This window comes from Vibrio olivae, assembly GCF_042428525.1.
Classification (GTDB): Bacteria; Pseudomonadota; Gammaproteobacteria; order Enterobacterales; family Vibrionaceae; genus Vibrio; species Vibrio olivae.
Genome location: NZ_JBHMEP010000003.1, coordinates 25,317 through 51,818 on the forward strand (window position 1 = coordinate 25,317; position 26,502 = coordinate 51,818).

The 26,502-nt window shown below is 45.7% G+C and carries 25 protein-coding genes; 8 read left to right on the top strand and 17 right to left on the bottom strand.

Annotated features, from left to right (window positions below):
- Positions 1 to 138 precede the first annotated feature (138 nt).
- Both ACFFUV_RS12875 and btsR read left to right on the top strand, forming a co-directional pair.
- Positions 139 to 1,809, top strand: a complete 1,671-nt coding sequence (locus ACFFUV_RS12875) for a LytS/YhcK type 5TM receptor domain-containing protein (protein ID WP_390193397.1) — start codon at positions 139 to 141, stop codon at positions 1,807 to 1,809.
- Positions 1,810 to 1,821: 12 nt separating this feature from the next.
- A complete protein-coding gene (btsR, locus tag ACFFUV_RS12880; protein ID WP_390193400.1) occupies positions 1,822 to 2,541 on the top strand; it encodes a two-component system response regulator BtsR in 720 nt (239 codons plus the stop codon).
- 75 nt (positions 2,542 to 2,616) lie between these two features.
- Here btsR and nagZ read toward each other — a convergent pair whose 3' ends face one another.
- Positions 2,617 to 3,603 carry a beta-N-acetylhexosaminidase gene (gene nagZ, locus ACFFUV_RS12885; RefSeq protein WP_390193402.1) on the bottom strand — a complete coding sequence of 329 codons (987 nt, stop codon included), beginning with the start codon at positions 3,601 to 3,603 and terminating at the stop codon, positions 2,617 to 2,619.
- Positions 3,604 to 3,704: 101 nt separating this feature from the next.
- On the opposite strand from nagZ, the gene ACFFUV_RS12890 reads away from it, so the two are divergent.
- Positions 3,705 to 4,811 carry an anhydro-N-acetylmuramic acid kinase gene (locus ACFFUV_RS12890; RefSeq protein ID WP_390193405.1) on the top strand — a complete coding sequence of 369 codons (1,107 nt, stop codon included), beginning with the start codon at positions 3,705 to 3,707 and terminating at the stop codon, positions 4,809 to 4,811.
- Between the two features lie 11 nt (positions 4,812 to 4,822).
- Positions 4,823 to 5,740, top strand: coding sequence for an N-acetylmuramic acid 6-phosphate etherase (murQ, locus tag ACFFUV_RS12895; RefSeq protein ID WP_390193407.1), 918 nt, complete (start codon positions 4,823 to 4,825; stop codon positions 5,738 to 5,740).
- Between the two features lie 24 nt (positions 5,741 to 5,764).
- Here murQ and ACFFUV_RS12900 read toward each other — a convergent pair whose 3' ends face one another.
- Both ACFFUV_RS12900 and ACFFUV_RS12905 read right to left on the bottom strand, forming a co-directional pair.
- Entirely contained in the window at positions 5,765 to 6,118 is a 354-nt protein-coding gene (locus tag ACFFUV_RS12900; protein ID WP_390193408.1) for a hypothetical protein, read from the bottom strand.
- Between the two features lie 123 nt (positions 6,119 to 6,241).
- Positions 6,242 to 6,583 (bottom strand): DUF2799 domain-containing protein, encoded by a 342-nt coding sequence (locus ACFFUV_RS12905; protein ID WP_390193410.1) that lies wholly within the window; start codon positions 6,581 to 6,583, stop codon positions 6,242 to 6,244.
- A 262-nt stretch (positions 6,584 to 6,845) separates the two neighbouring features.
- Between ACFFUV_RS12905 and ACFFUV_RS12910 the strand changes: the two genes are divergently transcribed.
- Positions 6,846 to 8,330: a carbon starvation CstA family protein gene (locus tag ACFFUV_RS12910; RefSeq protein WP_390193413.1), complete on the top strand. Its 1,485-nt coding sequence runs from the start codon at positions 6,846 to 6,848 to the stop codon at positions 8,328 to 8,330.
- Positions 8,331 to 8,406: 76 nt separating this feature from the next.
- Here the strand turns inward: ACFFUV_RS12910 and ispH are convergent, their stop codons facing one another.
- The 6 genes from ispH to murJ form a co-directional block, all read right to left on the bottom strand.
- On the bottom strand, positions 8,407 to 9,369 hold the full coding sequence (ispH, locus tag ACFFUV_RS12915) for a 4-hydroxy-3-methylbut-2-enyl diphosphate reductase (protein WP_390193416.1): 963 nt from the start codon (positions 9,367 to 9,369) through the stop codon (positions 8,407 to 8,409).
- A gap of 55 nt (positions 9,370 to 9,424) precedes the next feature.
- On the bottom strand, positions 9,425 to 9,868 hold the full coding sequence (gene fkpB, locus ACFFUV_RS12920; protein ID WP_390193417.1) for an FKBP-type peptidyl-prolyl cis-trans isomerase: 444 nt from the start codon (positions 9,866 to 9,868) through the stop codon (positions 9,425 to 9,427).
- Between the two features lie 159 nt (positions 9,869 to 10,027).
- On the bottom strand, positions 10,028 to 10,534 hold the full coding sequence (gene lspA, locus ACFFUV_RS12925; protein WP_390193419.1) for a signal peptidase II: 507 nt from the start codon (positions 10,532 to 10,534) through the stop codon (positions 10,028 to 10,030).
- A gap of 34 nt (positions 10,535 to 10,568) precedes the next feature.
- Positions 10,569 to 13,397, bottom strand: a complete 2,829-nt coding sequence (gene ileS, locus ACFFUV_RS12930) for an isoleucine--tRNA ligase (RefSeq protein ID WP_390193421.1) — start codon at positions 13,395 to 13,397, stop codon at positions 10,569 to 10,571.
- A 58-nt stretch (positions 13,398 to 13,455) separates the two neighbouring features.
- Positions 13,456 to 14,391, bottom strand: coding sequence for a bifunctional riboflavin kinase/FAD synthetase (ribF, locus tag ACFFUV_RS12935; RefSeq protein ID WP_390193424.1), 936 nt, complete (start codon positions 14,389 to 14,391; stop codon positions 13,456 to 13,458).
- Positions 14,392 to 14,460: 69 nt separating this feature from the next.
- A complete protein-coding gene (gene murJ / locus ACFFUV_RS12940) occupies positions 14,461 to 16,023 on the bottom strand; it encodes a murein biosynthesis integral membrane protein MurJ (protein ID WP_390193426.1) in 1,563 nt (520 codons plus the stop codon).
- A gap of 254 nt (positions 16,024 to 16,277) precedes the next feature.
- Here murJ and rpsT point away from each other — a divergent pair, with 254 nt between their 5' ends.
- On the top strand, positions 16,278 to 16,538 hold the full coding sequence (gene rpsT / locus ACFFUV_RS12945) for a 30S ribosomal protein S20 (protein WP_390193429.1): 261 nt from the start codon (positions 16,278 to 16,280) through the stop codon (positions 16,536 to 16,538).
- A gap of 79 nt (positions 16,539 to 16,617) precedes the next feature.
- Here the strand turns inward: rpsT and ACFFUV_RS12950 are convergent, their stop codons facing one another.
- Positions 16,618 to 16,911 carry an ArsR/SmtB family transcription factor gene (locus ACFFUV_RS12950; RefSeq protein WP_390193431.1) on the bottom strand — a complete coding sequence of 98 codons (294 nt, stop codon included), beginning with the start codon at positions 16,909 to 16,911 and terminating at the stop codon, positions 16,618 to 16,620.
- A 117-nt stretch (positions 16,912 to 17,028) separates the two neighbouring features.
- Positions 17,029 to 17,922: a transcriptional activator NhaR gene (gene nhaR, locus ACFFUV_RS12955; protein WP_390193434.1), complete on the bottom strand. Its 894-nt coding sequence runs from the start codon at positions 17,920 to 17,922 to the stop codon at positions 17,029 to 17,031.
- Between the two features lie 387 nt (positions 17,923 to 18,309).
- On the opposite strand from nhaR, the gene ACFFUV_RS12960 reads away from it, so the two are divergent.
- Positions 18,310 to 19,452, top strand: coding sequence for a Na/Pi symporter (locus ACFFUV_RS12960; protein WP_390193885.1), 1,143 nt, complete (start codon positions 18,310 to 18,312; stop codon positions 19,450 to 19,452).
- 64 nt (positions 19,453 to 19,516) lie between these two features.
- Here the strand turns inward: ACFFUV_RS12960 and ACFFUV_RS12965 are convergent, their stop codons facing one another.
- Genes ACFFUV_RS12965 through rppH form a run of 5 tightly spaced genes read right to left on the bottom strand, consistent with a single transcriptional unit; the run spans position 19,517 to position 24,827 of the window.
- Entirely contained in the window at positions 19,517 to 20,368 is an 852-nt protein-coding gene (locus ACFFUV_RS12965; RefSeq protein WP_390193436.1) for a thymidylate synthase, read from the bottom strand.
- A gap of 9 nt (positions 20,369 to 20,377) precedes the next feature.
- The gene (gene lgt / locus ACFFUV_RS12970) at positions 20,378 to 21,211 is read right to left on the bottom strand and encodes a prolipoprotein diacylglyceryl transferase (protein WP_390193438.1); all 834 of its coding nucleotides are present in this window, start codon (positions 21,209 to 21,211) and stop codon (positions 20,378 to 20,380) included.
- A gap of 42 nt (positions 21,212 to 21,253) precedes the next feature.
- Positions 21,254 to 22,045: a sulfite exporter TauE/SafE family protein gene (locus ACFFUV_RS12975; protein WP_390193441.1), complete on the bottom strand. Its 792-nt coding sequence runs from the start codon at positions 22,043 to 22,045 to the stop codon at positions 21,254 to 21,256.
- 8 nt (positions 22,046 to 22,053) lie between these two features.
- Positions 22,054 to 24,300, bottom strand: coding sequence for a phosphoenolpyruvate--protein phosphotransferase (ptsP, locus tag ACFFUV_RS12980; protein ID WP_390193443.1), 2,247 nt, complete (start codon positions 24,298 to 24,300; stop codon positions 22,054 to 22,056).
- An 8-nt stretch (positions 24,301 to 24,308) separates the two neighbouring features.
- Complete coding sequence (gene rppH, locus ACFFUV_RS12985; RefSeq protein ID WP_390193445.1) at positions 24,309 to 24,827, bottom strand: RNA pyrophosphohydrolase; 519 nt, start codon at positions 24,825 to 24,827, stop codon at positions 24,309 to 24,311.
- Between the two features lie 626 nt (positions 24,828 to 25,453).
- On the opposite strand from rppH, the gene mutH reads away from it, so the two are divergent.
- A complete protein-coding gene (gene mutH, locus ACFFUV_RS12990; protein ID WP_390193446.1) occupies positions 25,454 to 26,137 on the top strand; it encodes a DNA mismatch repair endonuclease MutH in 684 nt (227 codons plus the stop codon).
- On the opposite strand, the gene ACFFUV_RS12995 is transcribed toward mutH, so the two are convergent.
- A complete protein-coding gene (locus ACFFUV_RS12995) occupies positions 26,131 to 26,442 on the bottom strand; it encodes a DUF6482 family protein (RefSeq protein ID WP_390193448.1) in 312 nt (103 codons plus the stop codon). The two genes, mutH and ACFFUV_RS12995, sit on opposite strands and share 7 nt — an antisense overlap.
- Between the last annotated feature and the right edge of the window lie 60 nt (positions 26,443 to 26,502).

Below are 26,502 nucleotides of genomic sequence, written 5' to 3' on the forward strand. Positions count from 1 at the left end.
GTAAATAATAAAAAACATTAAATGTAATATTATTTTTACACTAACCATTAATGCTTTGTCTTATCTAAAAATCCGCGTCAAAGGCTTTGCATTGCTTAATTTTGTTTTAGAATGGCGAAAACCACAGGAAGTCTTGATATGGATTTAATCCTCTCGCTATTACAACAGATGTGTGTGTATCTGGTTTTAGCTTATATGCTAAGTAAAACGCCCCTGTTTTTGCCACTGCTTAGTATTTCGAATCGTCCGGTTCACCAATTCAGTGTTTACGTAATGTTTTCACTATTTTGTGTCATGGGGACCTATTTTGGCCTGCAATTCAATGATGCCATCGCTAATACTCGCGCAATAGGAGCGGTCATGGGGGGGCTATTTGGTGGTCCTGTTATTGGTTTTTTGGTTGGCTTAACCGGAGGATTGCATCGCTACAGTTTGGGCGGTTTTACGGATATAGCCTGCGCGATTTCCACTACCGCTGAAGGCTTAATTGGTGGGCTATTACATACCTATTTAGTGCGCCGAGGTAAGGCATCTCATCTCTTCAACCCAACCGTAGTTTTCTCGGTCACGTTAGTCGCTGAAGTCATACAAATGTTGATCATTTTGCTGGTCGCCAAACCGTTTGATCAAGCATTTCATTTGGTGTCTGCAATTGCAGCGCCAATGATTATCGCCAACTCCGTGGGCGCCGCCTTATTTATGAGTATCCTCCATGACAGAAAAACCATCTTTGAAGAGTACTCGGCTGCCTTTTCGCGGCGAGCATTAAACATAGCCGAACGCTCAGTGGGGATTCTGGCTGCGGGATTTAACACGGAAAATGCCGAAAAAATTGCGCGTATCGTCTATGAAGAAACCAATGTCGGCGCAGTCTCCATTACCGACCAAGAAAAAATACTCGCCTTTGTTGGCATCGGGGATGACCACCATAAGCCCAATACCCCCATCTCTTCACAAAGCACTCTGGATGCGATAAAAAACAATGCCATCATCCATTTAGATGGTAAAGAAAAACCATTCCAATGCTCGTTGTCGACACAATGCAAGCTCGGCTCGGCATTGATTATTCCCCTTCGCACCGGCGACCGCGTCATTGGCAGCATTAAACTTTATGAACCAAAGCGAAAATTGCTGTCGACGATTAATATGTCGATGGGTCAAGGGATTGCTCAACTGCTTTCCAGCCAAATTCTGTACGGTGACTATCAACAGAAACGCTCACTGCTAGCACAAGCCGAGATAAAATTGCTACAAGCTCAGGTGAACCCTCACTTTCTATTTAATGCGTTGAATACCATCAGCGCAGTGATTCGCCGCGATCCAACCAAAGCCCGTGAGTTAATTCAGCACTTATCACAATTCTTTCGCAGTAACTTGAAACAAAAGGTCGAAAGCGTTTCACTACGCGATGAACTGGCGCATGTTAATGCCTACCTAACGATTGAAAAGGCTCGCTTTAGTGACCGCCTTGAAGTTGAAATCGATATTGAAGAGTCGTTACTCGACAAATTGCTTCCCACCTTTACCCTGCAACCTCTGGTTGAAAATGCGATTAAGCATGGCGTATCTAATTTATTGGATGGCGGAAAAGTGAAAATTTACAGCCAAAAAGTCAGCCAAGGTTATCGTGTTGTGGTTGAAGACAATGCAGGAAGTTACGCCAAACCCGAACAAGACCACAGTGGTTTAGGATTGGAAATTGTCGATAAACGCTTAACCAATCAATTTGGTCAAGTCTCCGCATTGGATATTCAAGTCGAACCCGACCATTACACTCGAATGAGCTTTACCATTCCCAACCGCTTTTGATAAGGAGCGCGCATGTTTTCTGCACTGGTTATCGATGATGAGTTGTTTGCACGTGAAGAGTTGATTGAGCTACTTGAAGAAACAGGGCTTATCGAAGTGATTGGCGAAGCAAGTAATGCGATTGAAGGCTTAAAGAAAATAAACCAGCTCAAGCCTGACGTCGTCTTTCTCGATATTCAGATGCCGCAGATCACTGGCGTCGAGTTGTTGGGCATGTTAGATGCCGAAACCATGCCGCATGTGGTGTTTGTTACTGCCTACGATCAATTCGCGATTCAAGCTTTTGAAGAAAATGCCTTTGATTACCTGCTTAAGCCTGTCGATACTGACCGATTGAACAAAACCGTTCAGCGCTTAGTAAAAGCCGATCAGCCAAGCCCAGCCCCCTATCATGCGATTACTCCGACACAACTTGAGCATGTCCCATGTTATGGGCATAACCGTATTGTTATCGTCAGCAGTAAAGACATTGAATTTGCTTACTCCGATGTCAGTGGCGTTCATATCCAGACGGCCTCACAACTGACCACCAGCCAATTGACGCTCAAAGTGCTCGAAGAAAAAACCGTACTGATTCGTTGCCACCGCCAGTATCTTGTTAACCTGAGTGCGATTAAAGAGATTAAATTACTTGAGAACGGGTTGGCAGAAATCATCACGGTCAGTGAGCATAAACTGCCTGTCAGTCGCCGTTACCTAAAATATTTAAAAGAGCGTTTAGGCTTTCACTAAACGTGAGAGGTATCAGAGAAAAGACCCAGCCACAATGATCGCAGCCGGGCATTATTGCTTGAGCACCGAGAAGAGTTATCTATCCAATACTCGCTTTACAGAGGCATCTGCTTGCTGCCATTGGCTGGAGCGCTTTAACTCCGACAAGGTGAATGACTGTTTTTTCAATAGTGTAGAAGCTTGTGGCACGCTCGAAATAGGTAAGTGATCCAAGACTTCGACTTGTGCATCGCGCTGGTTACACACCAACAACATGTCACATCCAGCTGCCAAAGACTGTTCGGCCCTCTGCGCAGGCCCTCCCATTACCGATGCTCCTTCCATGGTTAAATCATCGGAAAAAATAATGCCCTTAAAACCCAACTGCTCACGCAAAATCTGTTTAAGCCAATACGATGAACCACTGGCGGGTTGGGCATCATAATGCGGATAAATCACGTGTGCTGGCATCATGGCATCGAGCAGTCCTTCGTCGATTTGCTGTTTAAAAATCGCCATATCTTGCTCAATAATCGTTTCACGATGGTCAAACGGGGTTTCAAGATGCGAATCCGCAATGACGCCGCCATGGCCAGGAAAATGTTTGCCTGTCGTCGCCATGCCCGCTGATTTCATACCGTGCATAAACGCACTACTGTATTGCTTGATGGTCGACAGGTCGTTACCAAAAGCGCGATTGCCAATCGCTTTACACTCATGACCTTGGTCCAGTACGGGGGCAAAACTTAAATCAATATCATGAGCAATGAGCTCAGCCGCCATCAACCATCCGGCTTGCTGCGCAATCCGCTCGCCATTTTCAACTTCAGCATAACGCTGAGCGGGTGGAATCAATGAAAAGCCCTCGCGAAAACGCTGAACGCGCCCTCCCTCTTGGTCAACACCAATTAAGATGGGTCGTTTTGCTGCTTTTCGAATCGCCGTATTGAGCGCTAACAACTGTTGATTATCATGATAATTACGCGTAAACAAAATCACCCCGCCCACGGTTGGGTGCTCAAGAATCTCTTTATCTTCCGCGCTCAGTTCATAACCAGCCACGTCTAACCACAACGGTCCCATAGTTTTCTCATGCTATCTTTGAATTTGACGAATTTTCGAGATTATTCGCTTTAACAATCCATTACAATAGACCCGACTAACATTTGCGAAGCGAGATAAAGATGAAACAACTGTATATTGGCGTCATGTCTGGCACCAGTATGGATGGTGTCGACACCGCACTGGTCGCGATTGAAGGCAATCATATTGAACTCATCGCTCACCACGACACGCCCATGCCGCAAACGTTAAAACAACGTCTGATGTCAGTGTGTATTGGCCAACAAACCAATTTGGTCGAAATTGGCGAACTTGACCACCTACTTGGCCACCTATTTGCTGAAGCCGTTAATCAGCTATTGGAACAAAGTGGTTATCAAGCATCACACATTCGCGCGATTGGAAACCATGGGCAAACGGTTTATCACCAACCCAGTGGCAACGCACCTTTTACCCTACAGCTTGGCGACGCCAACATCATCGCCACCGTAACGGGTATTGATACCATCGCCGACTTTCGTCGCAAAGATATGGCGCTAGGCGGCCAAGGTGCCCCACTGGTTCCTGCTTTTCATCGCACTATTTTTCAATCTCAGGACTCCAATATCGTTGTTCTTAACATTGGCGGAATCGCTAACATCTCTGTACTGCCTACAAGTGGCAGCGTTCTCGGCTATGACACTGGGCCGGGAAATATGTTAATGGACGCCTGGTGTCTAAAACACACAGGCAAGGGGTTTGATAAAGACGCACAGTTTGCTAGTCAAGGCCAAGTCTCGCAGAAGCTATTAGACACTTTATTAAATGACCCCTACTTTGCGCTCCAAGCTCCAAAAAGTACGGGTCGTGAATACTTCAATTTGGCTTGGCTTGAGGCGCATTTGGTCACCCATGATCTTTTAGCTCATGATGTGCAAAAAACGCTTTGTGAACTGAGTGCACAGACCATTGCCAATGAAGTTAAACGCTTTACTAAAGGACCGAACCCACAGCTATTAGTGTGTGGCGGCGGAGCAAGAAACCCATTATTAATGAAGCGCTTAGAACAGCTTCTTAATGATTGGCAAGTGAGCTCAACCAGCAGCAAGGGGGTTGATAGTGATTATATGGAAGCCATGGCTTTTGCATGGCTGGCCGCGCGCCGAATGGATGGCCTACCCAGTAATTTGCCGGAAGTAACCGGAGCCAGTAAGCTAGCGTCGTTAGGCGTGATGTATTTTGCCAATTAGTAAGGATAGTTATGACCAATGATGCTCTGATCACAGCGCTCTCTCACCTCATCTCAGAAGAGCGTAACCCGGAAACCATGGATATTGATTTACTTTCGTCATTGGAGATTGTCGAACGGCTAAATCAACAAGACAAATTGGTGCCGATTGCTGTCGAGCAAGTGCTCCCCGAGATAGCCAAAGCGGTCGATGCCATTACCGCTGCCTTTCAGCAAGGTGGTCGTTTGATTTATATGGGCGCGGGAACCAGCGGTCGCTTGGGCGTGTTAGATGCCTCCGAGTGTCCTCCTACTTTTGGTGTCTCTGATCAATTAGTGATTGGTCTTATTGCGGGGGGTCAGAAAGCCATGTTTAAAGCTCAGGAAGGGGCCGAGGATTCACTCGAACTCGGGGTTCAAGATCTGAAAGCCATTGACTTTAGCGCCAAAGATATTGTCGTCGGAATTGCTGCCAGTGGTCGAACCCCATACGTCATTGGTGCCCTTGAATACGCGAATGACATTGGCGCGACAACCGTTGCCCTCTCTTGCAATCCGGATTCAGCCATTGCCGATATTGCACACATTGCTATCAGCCCTGTGGTGGGCCCTGAAGCATTAACCGGTTCAACACGCTTGAAGTCAGGCACAGCACAAAAATTGGTGCTCAACATGTTGACCACCGCTTCGATGATTCGCCTAGGGAAGAGTTATCAAAACTTAATGGTGGATGTGAAAGCAACCAATAAAAAGCTCATTGCTCGTGCTGCTCGTATCGTTATGCAAGCGACCGAGTGCGGTGAACCTCAAGCGATTCAAGCACTAGAACAAACAGATTACGATGTAAAGTTAGCCATTTTAATCTTGTTAACTGGGCTCGATGTGCACAGTGCCAAACAACAACTGGCAAATCAAAACGGCTTTCTGCGGCGAGCGGTTGAAAAAAACTGAGTCGCACCGAATGCAAATGATTGGCTAGTCGTCGTATAGCCAATCATTAAAGGCTTGCTGCTCCTTGTCTTTAATTTCATCCTTGGCACGCTTCTTCATTTCATTGGGGTCGGTAAGGTCTTTAACGGTGTCGACTTTATCCTCCAATGGATCCGTCACATCATCCACTTTACGCTTGACGCTGTTTTCAACATAAGTCCCCTCCTGCAACTCATTGACCGTGCGCTTAGTATCATGAATCGTATTTTCAACTTTATGCTTCTCGTGTTTGACTTTGCGATGCAGTTTGATGGTGTCTTTGACTGGGTCAACCGCCAAAACGGAAGGAGACAGCGGCACTAAAAGAACCGCTGCCAATAGAGAAGTAACTCTGAACATAAGATGGCAACTCGCTTAGCTAATGTGGGTGCTATGGATAATTGGCTCCAAACCTAGCAAAGCGATCAATGAAGATCTGTCAGAAAAAACGGCACTTTAGTCATCGTTCAAAAATAAGACAAATCAATGATTGAAGTCATTCCAGCCACGCTGCCACTCCATTCGAAACTTTTGCGCGATGGGTGTTCCCTCACAAACCCCTTGGTAATATTGACCAGAAAAACCAACTTGATAAGCGACATCAGGATCACAGTACTCATTTACGCCATCAAGGTAACCTTGGTAGTACTCTCCTTGATTCCCCTCTCCTAGCGACTGAAGATTACTTTGCGTTCGTTGGGTGTGGCCTTTTATGCCATCCTGATAGCCCACTTGATACCAATTGCCTTGAGCGGCGAGTTGCTGCGGGCTTTGACTACACGCAGCCAGTAAGCCTGCGATAATGGTGATGATGAATATTTTCATAATGACGGACTCCTTTCATTGCTTCGTCGATGGCGCAATACCACCGATAGAGCCGATTTGACCGCTGAGTAGCATAACACGACCACTGCCCTTTGTAGGCGACCACTTAATATTTGATAAAACCGCTCACTAAGCTAATCAACCATTCACCACTCAATACGACCACTCAGTGTATTAGCCAATGCGAATACACTCCTTTAAGCGTAGTATCGCTGACGAAGTTATAGAACTGTTAATTACATAATTACAAAGGACGAGAACAATGTTGTGGTTTCTAACCTGTGTAGTCGCGCTAATCCTCGGCTACGTTATCTACGGTGCTTTCGTTGAAAAAGTATTTGGTATCAATGAAAAACGCCAAACACCGGCACACACAAAACAAGATGGTGTCGACTATGTCCCGATGTCAACCAAGAAAGTGTATCTAGTACAGCTACTTAACATTGCCGGGGTCGGTCCAATTTTTGGTCCTATCATGGGGGCGCTTTATGGCCCTGCCGCAATGCTATGGATAGTACTAGGTTGTATCTTTGCTGGCGCCGTACACGATTACTTCTCAGGTATGTTGTCTGTACGCAACGGCGGCGCATCGGTTCCTAGTATTACTGGTCGCTACTTAGGCAACGGCGCAAAACACTTTATGAATCTTTTTGCTATCGTGTTGTTGCTTCTCGTCGGTGTGGTGTTTGTTTCCGCTCCAGCAGGAATGATCACGAACCTTATCAATGATCAAACCGACTGGACCATGACGATGGGTACGATGGTTGGCATTATCTTCGCCTACTACATTCTAGCGACGATTGTACCCGTCGATAAAATCATCGGCCGCTTCTACCCACTGTTTGGCGCTTTACTCATCTTTATGTCTGTCGGCCTAATGACCGCTATCGCATTCTCAAGCGAGCACACCGTCATGGGTGATTTTGCAGTCAGTGATATGTTCGCTAACCTCAATCCAAACGACATGCCTCTATGGCCTGCGCTCTTTATCACCATTGCTTGTGGTGCTATCTCTGGTTTCCATGCAACTCAATCGCCGCTGATGGCTCGTTGCATGGAAAATGAGAAAAATGGTCGCTTCGTATTCTTTGGTGCCATGATTGGTGAAGGGATTATCGCCTTAATTTGGTGTGCGATTGCGCTTTCATTCTTCGGTTCACTAGACGCTTTACAAGAAGCCGTGGCAAACGGTGGCCCAGGTAACGTGGTTTACTCTTCATCATTTGGCCTATTAGGCGTCTTTGGCGGTATCATTGCTTTCCTTGGTGTGGTTATCTTGCCGATTACCTCAGGAGATACGGCATTCCGTTCAAGCCGTCTTATTTTGGCAGAGTACTTTAACGTTGAGCAAAAAAGCCTACGTAACCGCCTACTCATGGCTGCTCCGCTGTTCATCATCGGTGGTATTCTGACCCAAGTTGACTTCGGTATTATTTGGCGCTACTTCGGTTTTGCAAACCAAACGACAGCAGTCATGATGCTGTGGACGGCATCGGCTTACTTGCTACGCCATAACAAGCTGCATTGGATCACAACCATTCCTGCTGCCTTTATGACTTCAGTCTGTGTGACCTTTATCCTAAATAACAGCACTCTAGGCTTCGGGCTTCCAATGGTGACATCAACCATTGCTGGTATTGTCTTTGCTCTTGCAGTGACCACCTACGTGATTAAAATTTCCAAAGGTAAAGGCGAAAGTGATTTGCCAAGTGAAGAAAAACCACAAGGTATCACTAAAACGGCTTAATCCCCCTCTCGTCTCCTGATGAAAAAAGGGCTCCCATTGGGAGCCCTTTCTAATTGATTTAGTGATGGTCGCGAGCTTAATCAATTTGCTTAATTTGTAGCTCCTTTGGAACCTCAAAGAACATATTTTCTTCGCGTCCCGAGATTTCTTCAACACTTTCACCGCCAAGCTGTTTAATCCGCTCAAGGATCTGATTCACTAACTCCTCTGGCGCCGATGCCCCCGCAGTGACTCCTACGCTTTGCTTGCCGACAAACCATTCAGGCTCAATGTCTTCTGGGCAATCCGTCAAATAACCAGGTGTACCCAGTTTTTCTGCTAATTCTTTGAGTCGTGTTGAGTTGGATGAGTTCTTTGACCCCACCACCACCAAGACATCCACCTGCTCAGCCATATCTCTTACCGCATCTTGGCGGTTTTGAGTGGCATAGCAGATGTCATCTTTACGTGGTCCCTGAATACTTGGAAATACACGGCGCAGTTCATCAATCACGTCTGCCGTTTCATCCACAGAGAGCGTTGTCTGACTCACATAATGAAGGTTGCTAGGATCTTTCACAATCGGCAGAAGCTGTTCTACATCTTGCGGTTTTTCAACCAAATACATACCGCCAGTTTGGCTGGCATATTGCCCCATCGTACCTTCAACTTCCGGATGTCCAGCATGGCCAATCAGCACCACTTCCATACTTTTTCGGCTAGCACGTGCGACTTCCATATGCACTTTAGTCACCAATGGACAAGTCGCATCAAATACCGTCAAATCACGTTCTTTGGCCTCTTTGCGCACCGCTTGCGATACACCATGTGCTGAGAAGATCACGATGTTATCATCTGGAACTTCACTTAGCTCTTCGACGAAAATCGCACCACGCTGTTTTAATCCTTCAACCACAAACCGGTTATGTACCACTTCATGGCGCACATAGATAGGCGGCTGATACATTTCAAGGGCGCGCTCTACAATGCTAATCGCACGATCAACACCGGCACAAAAACCGCGAGGGTTCGCTAACAGTATTTTCATCTTATTGCTCATGGGAAAACTCAGGCTGGTCATTTTATACTTAACTCACTTCAAGATGCGAGTCAGTTTATGAATTACTTGTTTCAACCGCTAAGATTTCAACATCAAAGGTGACGTCCTGTCCAGCCAGAGGATGATTAAAATCCACCGTGACAGAATCTCCAGCAATATCGGTAATAATCCCCGGAATCTCCATACCATCAGGGCCAGAGAACGCCATAATGGTGCCAACTTCAACTTGGTTGTCACCAACAAATTTAGCTCTATCCATGTAATGAATATTGTCCGGATTTGGCAGACCAAAAGCATCGATGGCTTTGAGTTCAATCGAACGACTGTCACCTTGCTGAAGGCCAATTAAACACTGCTCAAAGTTGTCACTCAGGCTTCCATCGCCCATCACAAACTTCGCGGGCTTACCCATGTTGTGTGTGCTGTCAGCCACAGAGCCATCGCTCAATTTAATGGTGAAATGAAGGGTCACTTCTGAATGGGAGGTAATGGTGGTCACGTTAGGGCTTCCTTTTACTTCTCGCTACTGATAAATACCAAGCAGCGTTATTATCATTGGAAGCAGATAATACCATTGTGACAAAAAATAGCAGTCGACCAGATACAAAAAAGCGCCGCTCGTTAACACAAGCAGCGCTACTTCACTCATAGGATGCGCTTAACGCTTATCCGCTTTACCACGAAAAGCGTCAAGAATGATCATCGCCGCTCCAATGCAGATCGCTGAATCCGCTAGGTTAAAAGCCGGCCAATGGTAGTTACCCCAATAAACATCAAGGTAATCGACCACAAAACCATGGACTACGCGGTCAAATACATTGCCTACCGCGCCGCCGATGATCAGAGCATAAGCAATATTATTCCACTTCTCTTTCGCTGGCAGTTTACTCATCCAATAGGTGAGCATGCCAGTAACGGCGAAAGCGATGCCGGTAAACAGCCAACGCTGCCAACCTTCTTGATCGCTTAAGAAGCTAAACGCCGCTCCGTAGTTATGAACATACAGCAAGTTAAAGAATGGTAGAACCTCGATTCGGTTCTCCCAGCCATAACCCATGCTATTCATAACCACGAGTTTAATACCTATATCCGCGACAAAAATCAGAGCCGCTAGCCATAGCCAGCGAACTCCAGATTGCTTTAACGTCAGCGTTTGTTCACTCATATTTAACCCTTGCTTTGACAGTCAGTGCTAAATATTAAGCAAAGTGACGAACTTCGCCTTCACCTTCGACGTTCGACACACAACGTCCACAGATGGTCTCATGACCAGCGATGGTGCCAACTTCCGGCGTATGGTGCCAACAACGCTCACACTTCTCAGACTCGGTCGCATGTAGATCCACCCACAGGCCTTCGATATCCGTCGCTTGTGCCGCATCAGATTTCGCATCAAGAGGCGCCACACTTGCAGCCGAAGTGAGCAGAACAAAGCGCAGTTCATCACCAAGCTTATTGATATTCGCCGCCAATGCTGGCTCTGCAAACAAAGTGACTTCAGCTTGTAATGAACCACCGATCGTCTTCTCGTTACGAGCCGCTTCGATCACCTTATTCACTGCACCACGAACGTGGAGGATTTCTTGCCAGAACTCGTTGTTAAGCTCTTCGCTGCTATCCAGTGCGAACAATCCATCAAACCACTCATCAGCAAACACAAACTGACCACGTTGACCCGGCATTTCATTCCAGATTTCATCTGCAGTGAAAGACATGATTGGCGCCATCCAACGAACCAATGCTTCAACGATGTAGTACAAAGCGGTTTGACAGCTGCGCTGAGCATTGCCACCCGTTTTAGCGGTGTACTGGCGGTCCTTAATGATGTCGAGATAGAAAGACCCCATTTCGATAGAACAGAAATGCATCAATCGCTGCATAACCGCATGGGTATTGTACTCTTCGTATGCTTTAACGATTTCTTGCTGCGCGGCGTATGCACGGCCAACCGCCCAGCGGTCAAGCGCGACCATCTCGTTAGCAGGCACTAAATCAGTTTCAGGATTGAAGCCGTTCAAGTTTGCCAAGAAGAAACGAGCCGTGTTACGAATACGACGATAAGAGTCTGCGCTACGTTTTAGAATTTCATCTGAAACGGCAACCTCACCAGTGTAGTCAGTCGAGGCAACCCATAGGCGAAGAATATCAGCACCCAACTTGTTGGTGATGTCTTTTGGTGACACAACGTTACCGATAGACTTCGACATCTTACGACCCTGACCATCCACCACAAAACCGTGGGTTAAGACTTGGTTGTAAGGGGCTTTGTCTTTCATTGCGATTGAGGTAATCAGCGATGACTGGAACCAACCACGGTGTTGATCTGACCCTTCAAGATACATATCGGCTTGCGCGCCATGAAACTCTTCACGTCCATCAACCACAGAGTAGTGAGTTACACCCGAGTCAAACCACACATCCAGTGTATCCAGTACCTTTTCGTAGTTATCCGCGTCCGCGCCAAGTAGCTCTGCGTTTTCAACATCCCACCACGCCTGAATACCTTTCTGCTCAACAAGTTGTGCCACTTTCTCGATCAACTCTGGAGTATTTGGATGCAGCTCCGCTGTTTCTTTGTGAACAAACAGAGCAATCGGCACGCCCCAAGTACGCTGACGAGAGATACACCATTCAGGGCGACCTTCCATCATGCCTTCAATTCGGTTTTGACCCCACTCAGGAATCCATTGTACGTTTTTGATCGATTCAAGTGCTTTAGCGCGCAATCCTGCTTTATCCATCGACACAAACCATTGTGGTGTGGCGCGGAAGATGATTGGCGTCTTGTGGCGCCAGCAGTGCGGGTAACTGTGTTCATACGCGTGATTATGCAGCAGTGAACCATGCTCTTTGAGCACGTCAATCACAGCATCGTTTGCTTTAAACACATGCTGACCAGCAAAGAACTGAGTATCTGGAAGGTAGACACCGTTTGAACCAACTGGGTTAGCCACTTCGAGACCGTATTTTTGACCGACTGCAAAGTCTTCTTGACCATGCCCTGGAGCAGTATGAACGACACCAGTACCAGATTCTGTTGTCACGTGATCACCGAGGATCGCTGGCACAGTGAAGTCATAAAATGGGTGATGAAATTGCGACAACTCAAGTGCTTCGCCTTTGGCAAAGCCTAGGTTGTGATAGTTTTCAACACCCGCTTGATCCATCACGTCTTTCACCAGTTCTGCCGCAACGATCAAGCGCTCAGGGGTATCCCCTTCAACTTGAACCAAGGCATATTCAAGATCATCACGTAAACACACAGCGCGGTTTGCTGGCATGGTCCATGGCGTAGTTGTCCAGATAACAGTAGAAACTTGGCCTTCACCCGCATGACCATTCTCAAGAGAGAATTTAGACAACAACGCCGCTTCATCAGCCGACTTAAAACGCACATAGATAGATGGCGATGTTTTATCTTTGTATTCGACTTCAGCTTCAGCCAAAGCCGAACCACAATCCGTACACCAGTGAACAGGCTTAAAGCCTTTCAATAAGTGACCATTGTCAGCGATTTTACCCAGAGCACGAATGATGTTCGCTTCGGTTGCAAAATCCATGGTGCGATAAGGTTTTTCCCACTCGCCAAGAATCCCCATGCGAATAAACGATTCTTTTTGGCCTTCTACCTGACCTGCTGCGTACTCGCGGCATTTTTCACGAAACTCAGCAGCCGTCACTTTCTGACCTGGCTTACCGACTTTCTTCTCAACCATCAATTCAATTGGCAAACCGTGACAGTCCCAACCTGGAATATAAGGTGAGTCATACCCTGACAATGTTTTGGATTTAATAATAATGTCTTTAAGAATCTTGTTTAGTGCGTGTCCCATGTGAATGTCACCATTCGCATAGGGAGGGCCATCGTGTAATACAAAAGATTTTTTACCTTTTTTTGCTTCACGGATTGCACCGTAAAGATCTTCTTTGTACCAACGATTAAGCATCTCTGGCTCGCGTTTGGCCAGATTGCCGCGCATTGGAAACCCTGTTTCCGGTAAGTTCAGGGTATCTTTATACTCACTCATCGATTCTTAATTCCGTTCTTTTGGGCGAACATTAGACATTATGTTAATTCCATCGGAATCAACGTTTAAACTGATGCAACCACGCCCTTGCTGCATCAGCATCCAATTCGATTTGTTGTTTCAGTGCCTCAAATGAAGCAAATTTCTCTTCATTGCGAAGCTTGTGTAAAAGTTCAATTTCAAGCTGTTTTCCATATAAATCAGCTTGAACGTCAAATAAGTGAACTTCTAATTGTTGACGCACTCCATTCACCGTTGGTCGATTGCCGATATTTGCAACGCCGCCAATCGGTTGTTCGGTAATGCCTTTTGCTTGAACCACATAGACTCCAGAAACCGGAGACACTCGACGCTTAAGCGGAATGTTTGCCGTTGGAAAGCCTATCGTACGGCCCAATTTTCGCCCATGAGAGACACGCCCGCTAATACTATAATGGCGCCCTAACATGATTTCAGCTTCTTCAAGTTTGTCGTTCGCTAATGCATCTCGAATAGCAGTACTGCTCACTCTTAACTCATCAAAACAGAAGCTATGGGTATTCACTACTTCAAAGCCGTACTTTTTTCCAGCTTGTTGTAACATTGCGAAGTTGCCTTCTCGCCCTTTACCAAAGCAGAAGTCATCTCCGACCACCAAAAACTTAACACCCAAACGCTTGACCAACAAGTCACGGATAAAGTAGTCCGCACTGAGATTGGCGAAATGCGCATTAAAATTGATACACAACAAACGTTCAATCCCCAATTTACCCAATTGAACGTATTTATCTCGTAAGCGAGTCAATCTTGCTGGTGCATTATCTTTAGCAAACAACTCTAACGGTTGAGGTTCAAACGTCATCGCTGTCGATGGCAACCCTAAACGGGCAGCCTGTTCACTGACTTGGCGTAACACCTTCTGATGCCCTAGATGCACACCGTCAAAGTTGCCTATCGTCAACACACAGCCATGGTGCCTCGGTTGAATATTATGTCTGCCTCGAATCAATTCCATCAGATGCTGCTAAATATTTCTCGTTTGAGTTGGCTAAGGGTGAAACCGACGGATTATATACAATCCTCTTTAGTCTGTCGCTGCTTTTAGATCTTTTAAACGTACGCCGAGAATCAACAGGCTCAATAAATAGATTACTGCGGCCATCACAATCAGTGCCGCTAGCATGATCATACGCTGTGTCAGCCCCCAACTCAGCCATACAGTGAGATCTTCAAGTTGCCAATACAAGGCTGCCACCATGACAGCACCAGCAAGAATAAGGCGAATCATAAATACAAAGGTTCGGCGTGATACTCGGTATACCCCTTGAAGATGTAAGCCTCGATACAGCAGCGCCATATTGACGAACGCAGAAAGCGCGGTGGCGATAGCCAACCCCACATAGCCATATAAATAAGCAAAGATCGCATTGAACACCATGTTAGTTATCATGGCGACAATGCCATATTTCATGGGAGTTTTAGTATCTTGGCGTGAGTAATAACCAGGCGCCAAAACTTTGATCAACATGAAATTGAGCAAACCAGAAGCGTATGCCGTTAATGATAAAGACGCTTGCTGCACGTCTTGAACCGTAAACTCACCACGCATAAACAACACCATCAACATTGGTTTTGCCAATACCATCAACCCCAGCATCGCCGGCAACCCCAGTAACACCACCATACGTACGCCCCAGTCCATGGTGCTGGAAAAGCCTTTCGATTCAGCATCAACATGTTTACGGGACAAGGCAGGTAAAACCACCGTTGCGATAGCAATGCCAAACAACCCAAGCGGAAATTCCAACAGGCGATCCGAATAATAAAGCCAACTGATTGAACCGGTTGCAAGGAAGCTAGCAATAAAGGTATCGAACAGTAAGTTAATTTGGCTCACCGAGACGCCAAATAAAGCAGGAATCATCAAGGTGCGAATCTTGATCACTCCCGGATGTCGCCATCCCCATTTAGGTCGAACTAAAGCGCCAGCTTTGATAAGAAAAGGAATTTGAAATGAAAACTGAACCAATCCACCAAGAAAGACCCCTATCGCTAAGCCGATTTCAGGTTGTTCTAAGCGTGGGGAGATAAATATCGCCGCCGCAATGATCGTGATATTAAGAAATACGGGCGTAAATGACGAAACCGCAAATTTCCCCATGGTGTTAAGTATTGCGCCTGATAGAGCGACAAAGGTGATAAACCATAAGTAAGGAAATGTAATTTTGAGCATGAAACTGGCAAGCTCAAACTTGGCTGCAGAGGGCCCTCCATGCAACCAATCAATAAACCAACCGGCACCAAACAGGGCAGTAATCGCTCCAGAGAACACCACACCAACCACGGTCACTAAGGTCACTATGACGCCTAATGTTCCAGCAGCGCTGGCGATTAACTCCCGGGTTTTCTGATGGTCACCTTGCGCATGATACTCAGTTAATACCGGTACAAAAGCTTGTGAGAACGCCCCCTCAGCAAATAGGCGACGTAAAAAATTGGGAATTTTATTGGCAAAAAAGAACACATCAGCACTGGCCCCAGCCCCCATTAAGTTGGCGACCACAATATCCCGTACTAACCCTAAAACTCGTGATACCAACGTCATGGCGCTGACTATCGCGCCGGATTTGAGCAGACCTTTACTCACAGTAACCTCAAAAATAAACACAGCCGAAGAAACTGCCCTAAAGACATTAAGTCATCGAGAAGAGCAGATAAGTATTAGCATTGGAAAAAAAATACTGTTAGAATCCCCGCCATCTTAACCGTGAAGGCCTTTGAATCCAAAATTTGTTTGGGCTCGATGGGTTTTTGCACAAATCATTTGACATTTAAGAGCAAATAGGGGATATTCCTCGCCCTTAAAATGTCACCGAACTAAAGTTTTTGGGAGTTAGACCCTTGGCAAATAGTAAATCTGCTAAGAAGCGCGCTATCCAAGCTGAGAAACGTCGCCAGCACAACGCTAGCCGTCGTTCTATGATGCGCACTTACATGAAGAAAACTGTTGCTGCTATTGAAGCAGGCGACAAAGAAGCGGCAACGGCTGCATTCGCTGTAGTTACACCGATTTTAGACCGTATGGCAACTAAAGGCCTTATTCACAAGAATAAAGCAGCTCGTCATAAGTCTCGCTTCACTGCACGTATCAAAGCACTATAATTTCGCTTTGATTCTCAGAGAAGAAAAACCGGCCTAGGCCGGTTTTTTTATTTTCTAACGCTGCAATTTTCTTCTTTATTTACTCACAATAGAGACGATGCAGCAGCTGTATGACCTCTTTTACTTCACCACTGCTCAAGGTGTAAAACACCGTCTGGGCTTCTTTGCGAGTATTCACTAACCCATCACGGCGCAGCCAAGCTAAATGCTGTGATAAAGCCGACTGGCTTAACGACAACTTGGCACACAACTCCCCGACCGACAGTTCGCTGTCATGCAATAAACATAAAATCTGCAAGCGGCGCTCATTTGCCATCGCTTTCAGCAGCACTACCGCCTTGGCTGAGTTCTTTTCCATCTCTTGTAGGTTCATGTAGTGATTAACCTCTTGGAATGACACCTTTCAGCACACCAACCAAAGTTGAACATGCGTTTTATAAATTGATAAATAGTAATTGTGATAATAATCGATCTCATTCACTGAATAAACTTATGTTTCAAATAGATCATGAAAATCTGCGTCACACACGTTTTTCACTGCAGGATGTTGAATCATACGCTCAGCAAAAATTACGTAATATTCTTCTTTGAGATCGTTAAGCTTTGCAATCTGTTTAAGAGGTAGCTCATCTTTAACTTCTGCAGCATACAGTGTTGGCGCCAAGAAGATCACCTCGTGGTGATAACGCGCAAACGCTTTAATCAATGCAGAATCGTCAAACTCTCCCAAAATATTGGGGCTTAGACCCTGTTTATCAAACCACTGAAGAATTTTACGCCCCATAGACGTCCGGCTTCCTGGTATCAGCAATTTACGCAGTTCTAGATCTTGGGGGAATACGACGTCGTTCATTTCTCGAGAACAGAAAAAACTCATCGATGTCTCTCCCAGTTTCTTGCTATAGAGCCCAGGGCTTTGACTGGAATCCACTGGGCAATCGGATAAAATCATGTCCAATTTATGTTGAGACAATTGCTCCAACAGCATTTCATGGGTCGACTCAAAGCAGCGTAAGTGAATACTGTTATCATCCGGTACCGTGGTCATCAAAATTTTACTGACCAGACGTTTAGACAGCGCATCCGCCACACCGACATCAAACAGCATATTAGAGCGTTGGCTGTAATTAACGATATCGAGCATCTCGTAACTTAAGCCAAACATGCGATCAGCATATTTAAACACTAACTGTCCAAGCTCTGTGGGCTCTAATGTGCGCCCATTACGCTTAGTGAGCTTACCCGACATACGCTCTTCTAACGCTTTGATTTGCCCAGTCACCGTCTGTGGGGTTAAAAACAGCGCATCAGCCGCCTTGGTGACCGACCCTTGCTTACACACCATCCAAAAATAATAAAGGTGGTTATAGTTCAAATGGGACATAAAGATTTATCGCTTTAATAACAAGATGACAGCATTAACTTCGTAATAAACGAAGTTACCAGCCACAAAAACAGGTAATAGCGAAACCTTATCATAAGTTATATGACAATATCATGGCCAAAAAGATTGAAAGTCACCGCCTAAATCGAAAAAAATTGCCAAAAAATGGCTTAAATCACAATTTTAAAGACCAAGAAAATAACTATTTAAATCAATAAATTAAAATTAAAATAAGCCAAGCAACAGCGTGTACTTTCTCCAAAAAACTCGAAAGTCGCTTGATGATAACAAATTGTCATATTACTGAAATATTTCATCTCTACTATCGCCTCGAGTTTATAATTACCCACCCACAAGTTGTAACGTGGGTCCACGGAGAAGATTATGATGAACCAAGCGACAACTGCAGCCCCAACGGCATCAAGCACGCGCTGGCTGCGCTGGGCAAACTTGGCATTCATGTTATACCTGCTACTACTGGCTGTATCTATGGTTGGAAGTGGCTTCAAATTAGCAACAGGCGAACAGGCAAAAGTACTGTTTGAATTTGCCTCACATCCCGTTGCAGGATTAATGATTGGCTTAGTCGCAACGGCGCTGATTCAATCATCCAGTACCGTAACATCAATTATCGTTGGCCTCGTCGCTGGCGGTCTCCCTGTCGAGACGGCCATCCCGATGATCATGGGGGCGAACATCGGTACCACCGTCACCAACACTTTGGTCAGCTTAGGCCATATCCGCTGTAAAGAAGAGTTTAAGCGCGCGTTTGCGAGTGCTACGATTCATGACTTCTTCAATCTACTGGCTGTCATTATCTTCCTGCCACTCGAAATGATGTTTGGTATTTTGGAAAAGATTTCCCATTGGTTAGTATCTCCTCTACTTGCAACCGGTGATATGAGTTTGAAAGGTTTTAACTTTGTTAAACCAATCACTAAACCTGTTGTTAGCGCGATTAAAGAGCCGCTGCACACCTTTGGAGACACCGTGGGCGGGATTGCGCTGATTCTACTGGGTATCGCAACTATTTTTGTCGCCATTACCGTCATGGGTAAATTGATGAAGAGCCTGATGGTCGGCCGCGCTCGTGATATTCTAAAAAATGCAATTGGCCGTGGCCCAATCCATGGGATTGTCTCCGGTTCCATTGTCACAGTACTGGTCCAATCGTCTTCAACGACCACCAGCCTAATGGTGCCACTGGTTGGCTCTGGCGTGTTGAAAGTGCGTGAAGTATATCCGTTTACTCTAGGTGCCAACATCGGTACTTGTATCACCGCCTTACTCGCGGCTACGGCAGTATCTGGTGAGTTTGCCGTATTTGCACTACAAATTGCCTTAGTGCACTTAGCCTTTAATATTTTGGCAACTCTGTTTATCTTCGGTATTCCGTTCCTACGCGAACTACCACTGAAAGGCGCAGATTATATCTCGGACATGGCGGTAAAAAATAAAGCCATTGTTGCCGGATACCTGGTGTCCGTCTTCGTTCTGATTCCAGGCGTAATCCTCGCTTTAAGTGCGTAAGTCACGCGCAGATATCAGATATAAAAAGAGCCCCATTGGGGCTCTTTTTTGTTTGTATCAAAGATTAGACCGAGAATGGATACTTAATCGGTTCGTGACTTTCGTAACCTTGGACATCAAAGTCATCAAGGGTCACCCAAGTTTCTAAATCTTCGAGTGAACGAATATCAGGATTAATGTGAAATGTCGGCGCTTGTAACGGTTCACGTTTGAGTTGGACATCACGCATCAACTCCAGTTGATCTTCATAAATATGCGCATTGACAATTTTATGGTAAGCAACGCCGGCCTTTTTACCGGTGATCTGCGCCATGATCGCCAGAAAAGCATACACTTGAACCATATTAAAATTCAGTCCAAGAGGGACATCACATGAACGCTGAGTGCTGTTTAGGTAGAGCGTATCACCAAGCAACGAAAAGTGATGGCTATACATACAAGGACGCAAACAACCCATATGAAATTCGCCAGGGTTGTAAAAATTGAGAATTTCTCCTCGATCATCAATACCACGGGTCAAGTCATCAACAATTTTCTTAAGTTGATCAATGTGCCCACCATCAGGCTTAGCCCAAGCGCGCCCTTGAACACCATAAACTCGGCCCATATCGTCATCTCCTTTACGATATGGGTTATTTAACCAAGCTTGGTTTAAGTTGGCGTTCGCATCCCAAGTTTTCGTGCCTAACTGGCGAAAATCTTGCGCATTATCATAGCCACGAATATAACCGAGCAGCTCAGCCACCGCTGCTTTCCAAAAGCTCTTACGCGTGGTGACTAGCGGAAATTGGTTGTTTTCAACATCATAACTGAGGTCGGCGTTAATGACAGTTAAACAGCGTTTGCCCGTACGTTCATTTTCAACCCAAACACCTTGGTCAACGATGCGCTGACAAAGATCTAAATACTGTTTCACTTCAACACCTTACTTTACTGCTTTTTGATTAGTTTTGACGTTCACGTCTTGATATAAACCGCGGCGATATGACCAGATGATCATCGCTAAACCAAGCACCACCATCGGCAATGACAGAATTTGTCCCATTGAGATAAATCCACCAAACAAACCAAGCTGAGCATCTGGTTCGCGGAAGTATTCTACAATAAAGCGGAACGTTCCATAACCCATCAAAAATAGTCCGGAAACAGAACCTAACGGTCTTGGTTTACGAATAAAGATATTCAGAATCATGAATAGTACGATTCCTTCGAGAAAGAACTCATACAGTTGAGAAGGGTGACGTGGGTAAGGACCACCATTTGGGAAAATAATCGCCCAAGGCACGTCTGTCACTCGTCCCCAAAGTTCGCCATTCATAAAGTTTCCAAGCCTTCCCATACCGAGCCCAAAAGGCACTAACGGTGCAATAAAATCGGCAACGCCAAAGAAAGTACGCCCATGCTTTCGCGCGTACACCATCATCGCCGTAATCACGCCCAGTAATCCGCCATGGAATGACATTCCTCCGGTCCAAACTTTGAACAAATACAACGGATCGTCCAAAAACAAACCAAAGTTATAAAACAGCACGTAGCCAATACGTCCGCCAATAACCACACCTAGGAATCCGGCAAACAGTAAGTCAGACACCTGTTCGCGCGTCCACCCACTGCCCGGTTTATCCGCTCGACGATTCGCCAACCATAATGCAAAGGCAAAACCAATCAGATACATCAGTCCATACCAACGTATGGACAAAGGACCAATTGATACGAGAACCGGGTCGATATTCGGAAATTCCATATATCCCTGAGACATAAAAGCTACTCTTAATTTATTGATTTCGATAATAAGATGGAGTTAAGCGAGCATAGTTCCCGCAATACACAGTAAAAATACGGCAAAGACTTTTTTCAACTGCCCTGTCGGCATGTTGGTAGCGAGCTTCGCGCCCAATCGAGTCGTAAAGATCGACGATGCAGCAATCGCCAGTAATGCAGGTAAATACACATAACCAACGCTATAGGGCGGAAGCGCGCTAGAGTGATAACCATGCACAATAAACCCAAGCATACCGGAGATGGCAATGACACAGCCACAGACCGATGATGAACCAACAGCCTTACGCATTTCGACGCCATGTCGATTTAAAAATGGCACGGATAACGATCCCCCACCGATACCTGCCAAACTGGAAATCATACCAATACCCGCACCACTTAATATCGTCACCAGCGCGCTCGGCATCGGCCGAACTTTGACGGCTTTTATGGATACCAACATTTGAATAGCAAGCGCAAGCACAATAATGCCAAAGAGTTTCGGTAGGTATTGAGATGGAACCCACTCGGCAATATTGGCGCCGACAAAGCCACCAACGATCACGCCAGGCATTAGCCATTTAATGACAAACATGTCGACATTACCGAGCTTTAAGTGGTTCAGCGCTGAAGAACCAGAAGTGATGATGATGGTGGCCAGAGAGGTCGCCAGAGCGATTTGCATGCTAACAGAAGGATCAATATCGGCAAGTGGTAGGATAAATACCAGAGCAGGCACCACAATCAGCCCGCCACCAATTCCCAGCAACCCGGCCATCGTTCCCACAAATGCGCCAAGCAATAGCAGTAAAACCAGCAGTTCTACACCCACCTAAGTACCTATTTTTTACCGGCCCGAATAAAGCCAGCAAATCCTTTCTGTTCAAAAAAGGCCTGCATCATAGCATAAATATCTTTACCGTATGGCTGCTTTAACGCTTGATGAGCAAGGGATTCTAATTCAGAAAGTTGGCTGTTTCTTAGCAAGTACTTTACTTTCGCAATATTGGAGGTGTTCATACTTAACGTGCGGTAACCGAGCCCAACAAGCAGCAACGCACCGATCGGATCACCGGCCAGCTCGCCACAAATACATACCGGCAGCTTCAAACTTTCACAAGTGGTGTAGATATGTTGCAGCGCCAACACAACCGATGGATGAACACTTTCATAAACCGAAGCGACACGTGCATTGTTACGATCAACCGCCAATAAGTATTGGGTTAAGTCGTTCGTCCCCACCGAAACGAAATCAAGTTTATTTGCGATCAATGGAAGTAAATACAGCATGGAGGGGACTTCAACCATGACCCCTATTTGCGGCCTCTTGACTCGCGAATCCAGTTTAGAGATTTCCTGATAAGCGCGGTCAATGATCGCCATGGCATCATCTAACTCCTGGGCGCCCGAAACCATCGGCAACAAAATACTCAGATTTTGGTACTGCGCACTGGCACGTAACATCGCACGGATTTGAATTAAAAAGATATCAGGATGATCCAGTGTAAAGCGAATACCACGCCAGCCTAAGAAAGGGTTGTCCTCTTCAATGGGAAGATATGGCAGCGGTTTATCGCCTCCCACATCCAAGGTTCGCATCACCACTTTTTTGTCAGGATAACTGTTGAGCACTGACTGATATTGCTGCGTTTGTTCCTCTTCTGAGGGGAACCGATGTTGAAGGAGGAAAGAAAACTCGGTGCGATACAAACCAACGCCGTCAACGCCTTGATTAATGGCAATATTGGCATCGGCGCTCAAGCCAGAGTTGAGCATCATCTCAATACGCGTGCCGTCTTGAGTCGCTCCAGGCTCGTCGGATTGCTCATTCACCAAACTGGTCAGCTGCCGCTCTTCACGAGACAGAGCTTTGTAAGCACGTAGTAATTGCTTGTTTGGCGAAACAAAGATTTTACCGCTGTAACCATCAACCACGCCCTTACGGCCGTTGATCGCTTTAAGGCTTAAATTCGCCCCCATGACAGCAGGAATACCTAATGCACGAGATAAAATGGCAGCGTGCGAATTTGCCGCCCCTTCTAGAGAGACGACGGCTAACAACTTATCTTTAGGAACCGACGCCAGTAGAGAGGCCGTGAGCTCCCTAACGACGAGAATAACTGGCTTATCCAGTTCGCGTTCTTCATGTTCGGTATTGTAGAGGAAATAAAGCAGACGCTGTCCGAGCTCTCGAATATCTTGCGCACGCTCTCGCAAGTAGACATCGGACATTTTCGCAAACCGATTAGAGTAAGACTCAACCACTTGGCGCAATGCCCAATCCGCACGATCCCCTTTTTGAATCTGCGCTTTCAGATCCTTCCTGAGCATAGGGTCGTTGAGCAAGTGAGTAAAAAGGTCAAAAATCGCCAGCGTTTCTTTATGAATTTCACTATCGAGTTTTTTACGCATTCGGCGAAAATCAGCCAGCGCCGCTTCAATCGCAAGTAATAGCCACTCATGCTCTTTATCGACATCCACGGTAGAGGCCGGATAAACATGAGATAACTCGGGCTGAGTGTCATCCCACCAGAAATTCCCAATAGCGATCCCTGTCGAAGCCGGAATGCCAATCACTTCTTGTTGCTTTTTCTCTAACCGCCAAGCGCCCTGAGTTTGGGCGTGCGCCACAATAACCGCCAGCTGCGCAGCCAAGGTCACTAAAAATGATTCTTCGATTTCATCAAACTGGCGCGGTGTTTTTTGCTGGACAACCAACACACCAAGCACTTGCTTACGATGAATAATCGGCGTACCTAGAAAGCTTTGGTAAATTTCTTCACCCAGCTCAGAGAAGTATTTAAAGTTTGGATGTTTGGATGCTTCGGCAAGGTTAAGAAGCTCGGCACTGCGTTTGACCAAGCCCACCAAGCCTTCATTAAAATCGATATGGATTTCATCGCCTTTGAACTTAAGGCCTTGTGTGGCCATCAGTTCAAGGCGATGCATTTGTTCATTCGCTAAATAGACTGTGCAACAATCGGTGTGCATCGCCAAACAGGTTTGTTTAACAAAAATCTCCAACGCTTGATGCACGTCTTCAACTTTTGAAACCTCTTCAACGATATCCCTAAGCTGCGAAAGCATGTCTATTCTTATCCTCTTCGGTTTTTCCGTTTACCTTTTGCCTTGCGCTCTTTAAAAGGCATTGCCATGGATGCAAACTCTTTCATGGCGCGGCGATATACATCGCGCTTAAAAGACACAACTTGCCGTACAGGATACCAGTAACTTACCCATCGCCAACCATCAAATTCAGGCGCATTTCCACTTTGCATATTGATTCGTGTTTCATCACAGTCCAAACGCAGCAGAAACCATTTCTGTTTTTGGCCAATACAGACCGGTTTAGAATCCCAGCGAACCAAACGTTTTGGTAGTTTATACCTTAACCAATGTCGGCTCGAAGCGACGATCTTTACATCTTTTTTAGTAAGACCAACCTCTTCATACAACTCCCGGAACATTGCTTGTTCAGGAGTTTCACCATCATCAATTCCCCCCTGAGGAAATTGCCATGAGTGTTGTCCGTATCGTTTTGCCCAGAAGACCTGACCATGGCTGTTACAAATCACAATCCCGACATTTAACCGGTAACCATCGCCATCTATCACTGGCCAACCTCTAATAAAATCTTAATACCCGTGATTTTTCCACATATCCCCAACAGGAGCAAACATCCTGACCTTATTGACCAATAATTTATGATGCCGTCGACAGTTGTTGGATAACTTTTAATCCCATTCGAGGTTATCAACACACAAATGCGTCATAGGCCACATTTATTCACCTTTTCTGTGTATAACTATGTGAAAAATTCACAAATAAGCGATCTTTAACTTTAGTTTGAGTAATTGACCTAAATACAAATTAAAAACATAGACGACCAAAATTAAGTAAAAACATAAAGTTATTTAATTTTTCCGCTCAGACTCTCAAAATTCACAACGCGAGAGACAACCCTCACAACAGATCGGTCAAAGATCCATCAACCATGGTTTTATCCACACCACTCAGTACAATTTTCGCAAAAAACGCCAAATTTCAAGTAATTTAATCGCTTACAACCCCTGTTAATTGATCCAGCATTGCTCAAATGGGTCAGACATTCTCTCAATTCTGTGGATAACCCGTTAAATGTTGATCTTTTATGCGGTTTGATCATTATTTACTCAGTAGACCGATCCGCTGTTTCCCGCATTTCTGATACACTACGTTTTTTGCGATTTTAAATACGGTAATGAAACCAGAGCCAAAGACCGAACAAGAGTTATTGCAACGTGCATTTGACATCGCAGGCTGTACTTTTGAACAGCTCGCACAAGAAGCCACGATGGCTGTCCCTGTAGACCTGAAACGCGACAAAGGCTGGGTTGGGCAATTGCTCGAATGGCACTTAGGCGCAGTGGCGGGTAGCAAGCCAACGCAAGATTTTGAAAAGCTCGGTATCGAACTCAAAAGCATTCCCATTAGCTACAGTGGTAAACCATTAGAAACAACCTTTGTGTGTGTCGCGCCGTTAGTGGGTGTTCATGGTTTGACTTGGGAAACAAGCCATGTACGCAATAAGTTATCTCGGATTCTCTGGATTCCAGTGGAAGGAGAGCGCGAGATACCACTGGCAGAGAGGCGAGTCGGCTCACCGCTTTTATGGTCTCCTTCGCTGAAACAAGAGCAGCAATTGAAACAAGATTGGGAAGAGTTGATGGAGATGATCGTACTAGGCGAAGTCGAGCAGATTACAGCTAAACACGGTGAAGTCATGCAGCTAAGACCAAAAGCAGCAAATGGCAAAGCCCTGACAGAAGCATACGGAGCCAGCGGTCGCATTATCAAAACCAGACCCAGAGGTTTCTATTTACGTACTCAGTTTACCGAGCAAATCCTCAATCAACATTATGTTCACGCACCAAGTGATCAATGAGTGGACAAAGGTAATTCGATTTCACAATAACCCACGTGTTGACCACTGCCACATTCATCGTAGGCGTTATGCAAACGTAAATAGGCGTGCCCTACCCCCATGCTCTGAAGTGCCTCTTTAGCTTGTTCTAATGAGGTAAAGTGCACCGGACGAGAGTCTTGCTTAACGGGCTCTACACGTTGCTTATATTCAACAGCCAAGAGATAACTCGAAAGATCAGAGCAGCCGATTAAGAACACTTTTGGGCCTTGCCCATCACCTTTATGTTCGCCACGCAGCCATTTGGTTAACTGATACTTGTGCATAATGCCACCTCCAACCAAAGTGTAGCTAAGCTGATAATAAATGCGAATTTGTGCTTAACC

What these genes read in the sequence shown, in the direction of transcription:
- lgt (WP_390193438.1), bottom strand. Translation starts at nt 21,211, where the DNA reads ATGTCTCAGGGATATATGGAATTTCCGAATATCGACCCGGTTCTCGTA.
- ACFFUV_RS12910 (WP_390193413.1), top strand. Translation starts at nt 6,846, where the DNA reads ATGTTGTGGTTTCTAACCTGTGTAGTCGCGCTAATCCTCGGCTACGTT.
- ACFFUV_RS12890 (WP_390193405.1), top strand. Translation starts at nt 3,705, where the DNA reads ATGAAACAACTGTATATTGGCGTCATGTCTGGCACCAGTATGGATGGT.
- lspA (WP_390193419.1), bottom strand. Translation starts at nt 10,534, where the DNA reads ATGAGTGAACAAACGCTGACGTTAAAGCAATCTGGAGTTCGCTGGCTA.
- ribF (WP_390193424.1), bottom strand. Translation starts at nt 14,391, where the DNA reads ATGGAATTGATTCGAGGCAGACATAATATTCAACCGAGGCACCATGGC.
- ispH (WP_390193416.1), bottom strand. Translation starts at nt 9,369, where the DNA reads ATGAGCAATAAGATGAAAATACTGTTAGCGAACCCTCGCGGTTTTTGT.
- nhaR (WP_390193434.1), bottom strand. Translation starts at nt 17,922, where the DNA reads ATGTCCCATTTGAACTATAACCACCTTTATTATTTTTGGATGGTGTGT.
- ptsP (WP_390193443.1), bottom strand. Translation starts at nt 24,300, where the DNA reads ATGCTTTCGCAGCTTAGGGATATCGTTGAAGAGGTTTCAAAAGTTGAA.
- ileS (WP_390193421.1), bottom strand. Translation starts at nt 13,397, where the DNA reads ATGAGTGAGTATAAAGATACCCTGAACTTACCGGAAACAGGGTTTCCA.
- ACFFUV_RS12995 (WP_390193448.1), bottom strand. Translation starts at nt 26,442, where the DNA reads ATGCACAAGTATCAGTTAACCAAATGGCTGCGTGGCGAACATAAAGGT.
- btsR (WP_390193400.1), top strand. Translation starts at nt 1,822, where the DNA reads ATGTTTTCTGCACTGGTTATCGATGATGAGTTGTTTGCACGTGAAGAG.
- nagZ (WP_390193402.1), bottom strand. Translation starts at nt 3,603, where the DNA reads ATGGGACCGTTGTGGTTAGACGTGGCTGGTTATGAACTGAGCGCGGAA.
- mutH (WP_390193446.1), top strand. Translation starts at nt 25,454, where the DNA reads ATGAAACCAGAGCCAAAGACCGAACAAGAGTTATTGCAACGTGCATTT.
- murQ (WP_390193407.1), top strand. Translation starts at nt 4,823, where the DNA reads ATGACCAATGATGCTCTGATCACAGCGCTCTCTCACCTCATCTCAGAA.
- ACFFUV_RS12960 (WP_390193885.1), top strand. Translation starts at nt 18,310, where the DNA reads ATGAACCAAGCGACAACTGCAGCCCCAACGGCATCAAGCACGCGCTGG.
- ACFFUV_RS12950 (WP_390193431.1), bottom strand. Translation starts at nt 16,911, where the DNA reads ATGAACCTACAAGAGATGGAAAAGAACTCAGCCAAGGCGGTAGTGCTG.
- ACFFUV_RS12900 (WP_390193408.1), bottom strand. Translation starts at nt 6,118, where the DNA reads ATGTTCAGAGTTACTTCTCTATTGGCAGCGGTTCTTTTAGTGCCGCTG.
- ACFFUV_RS12875 (WP_390193397.1), top strand. Translation starts at nt 139, where the DNA reads ATGGATTTAATCCTCTCGCTATTACAACAGATGTGTGTGTATCTGGTT.
- ACFFUV_RS12905 (WP_390193410.1), bottom strand. Translation starts at nt 6,583, where the DNA reads ATGAAAATATTCATCATCACCATTATCGCAGGCTTACTGGCTGCGTGT.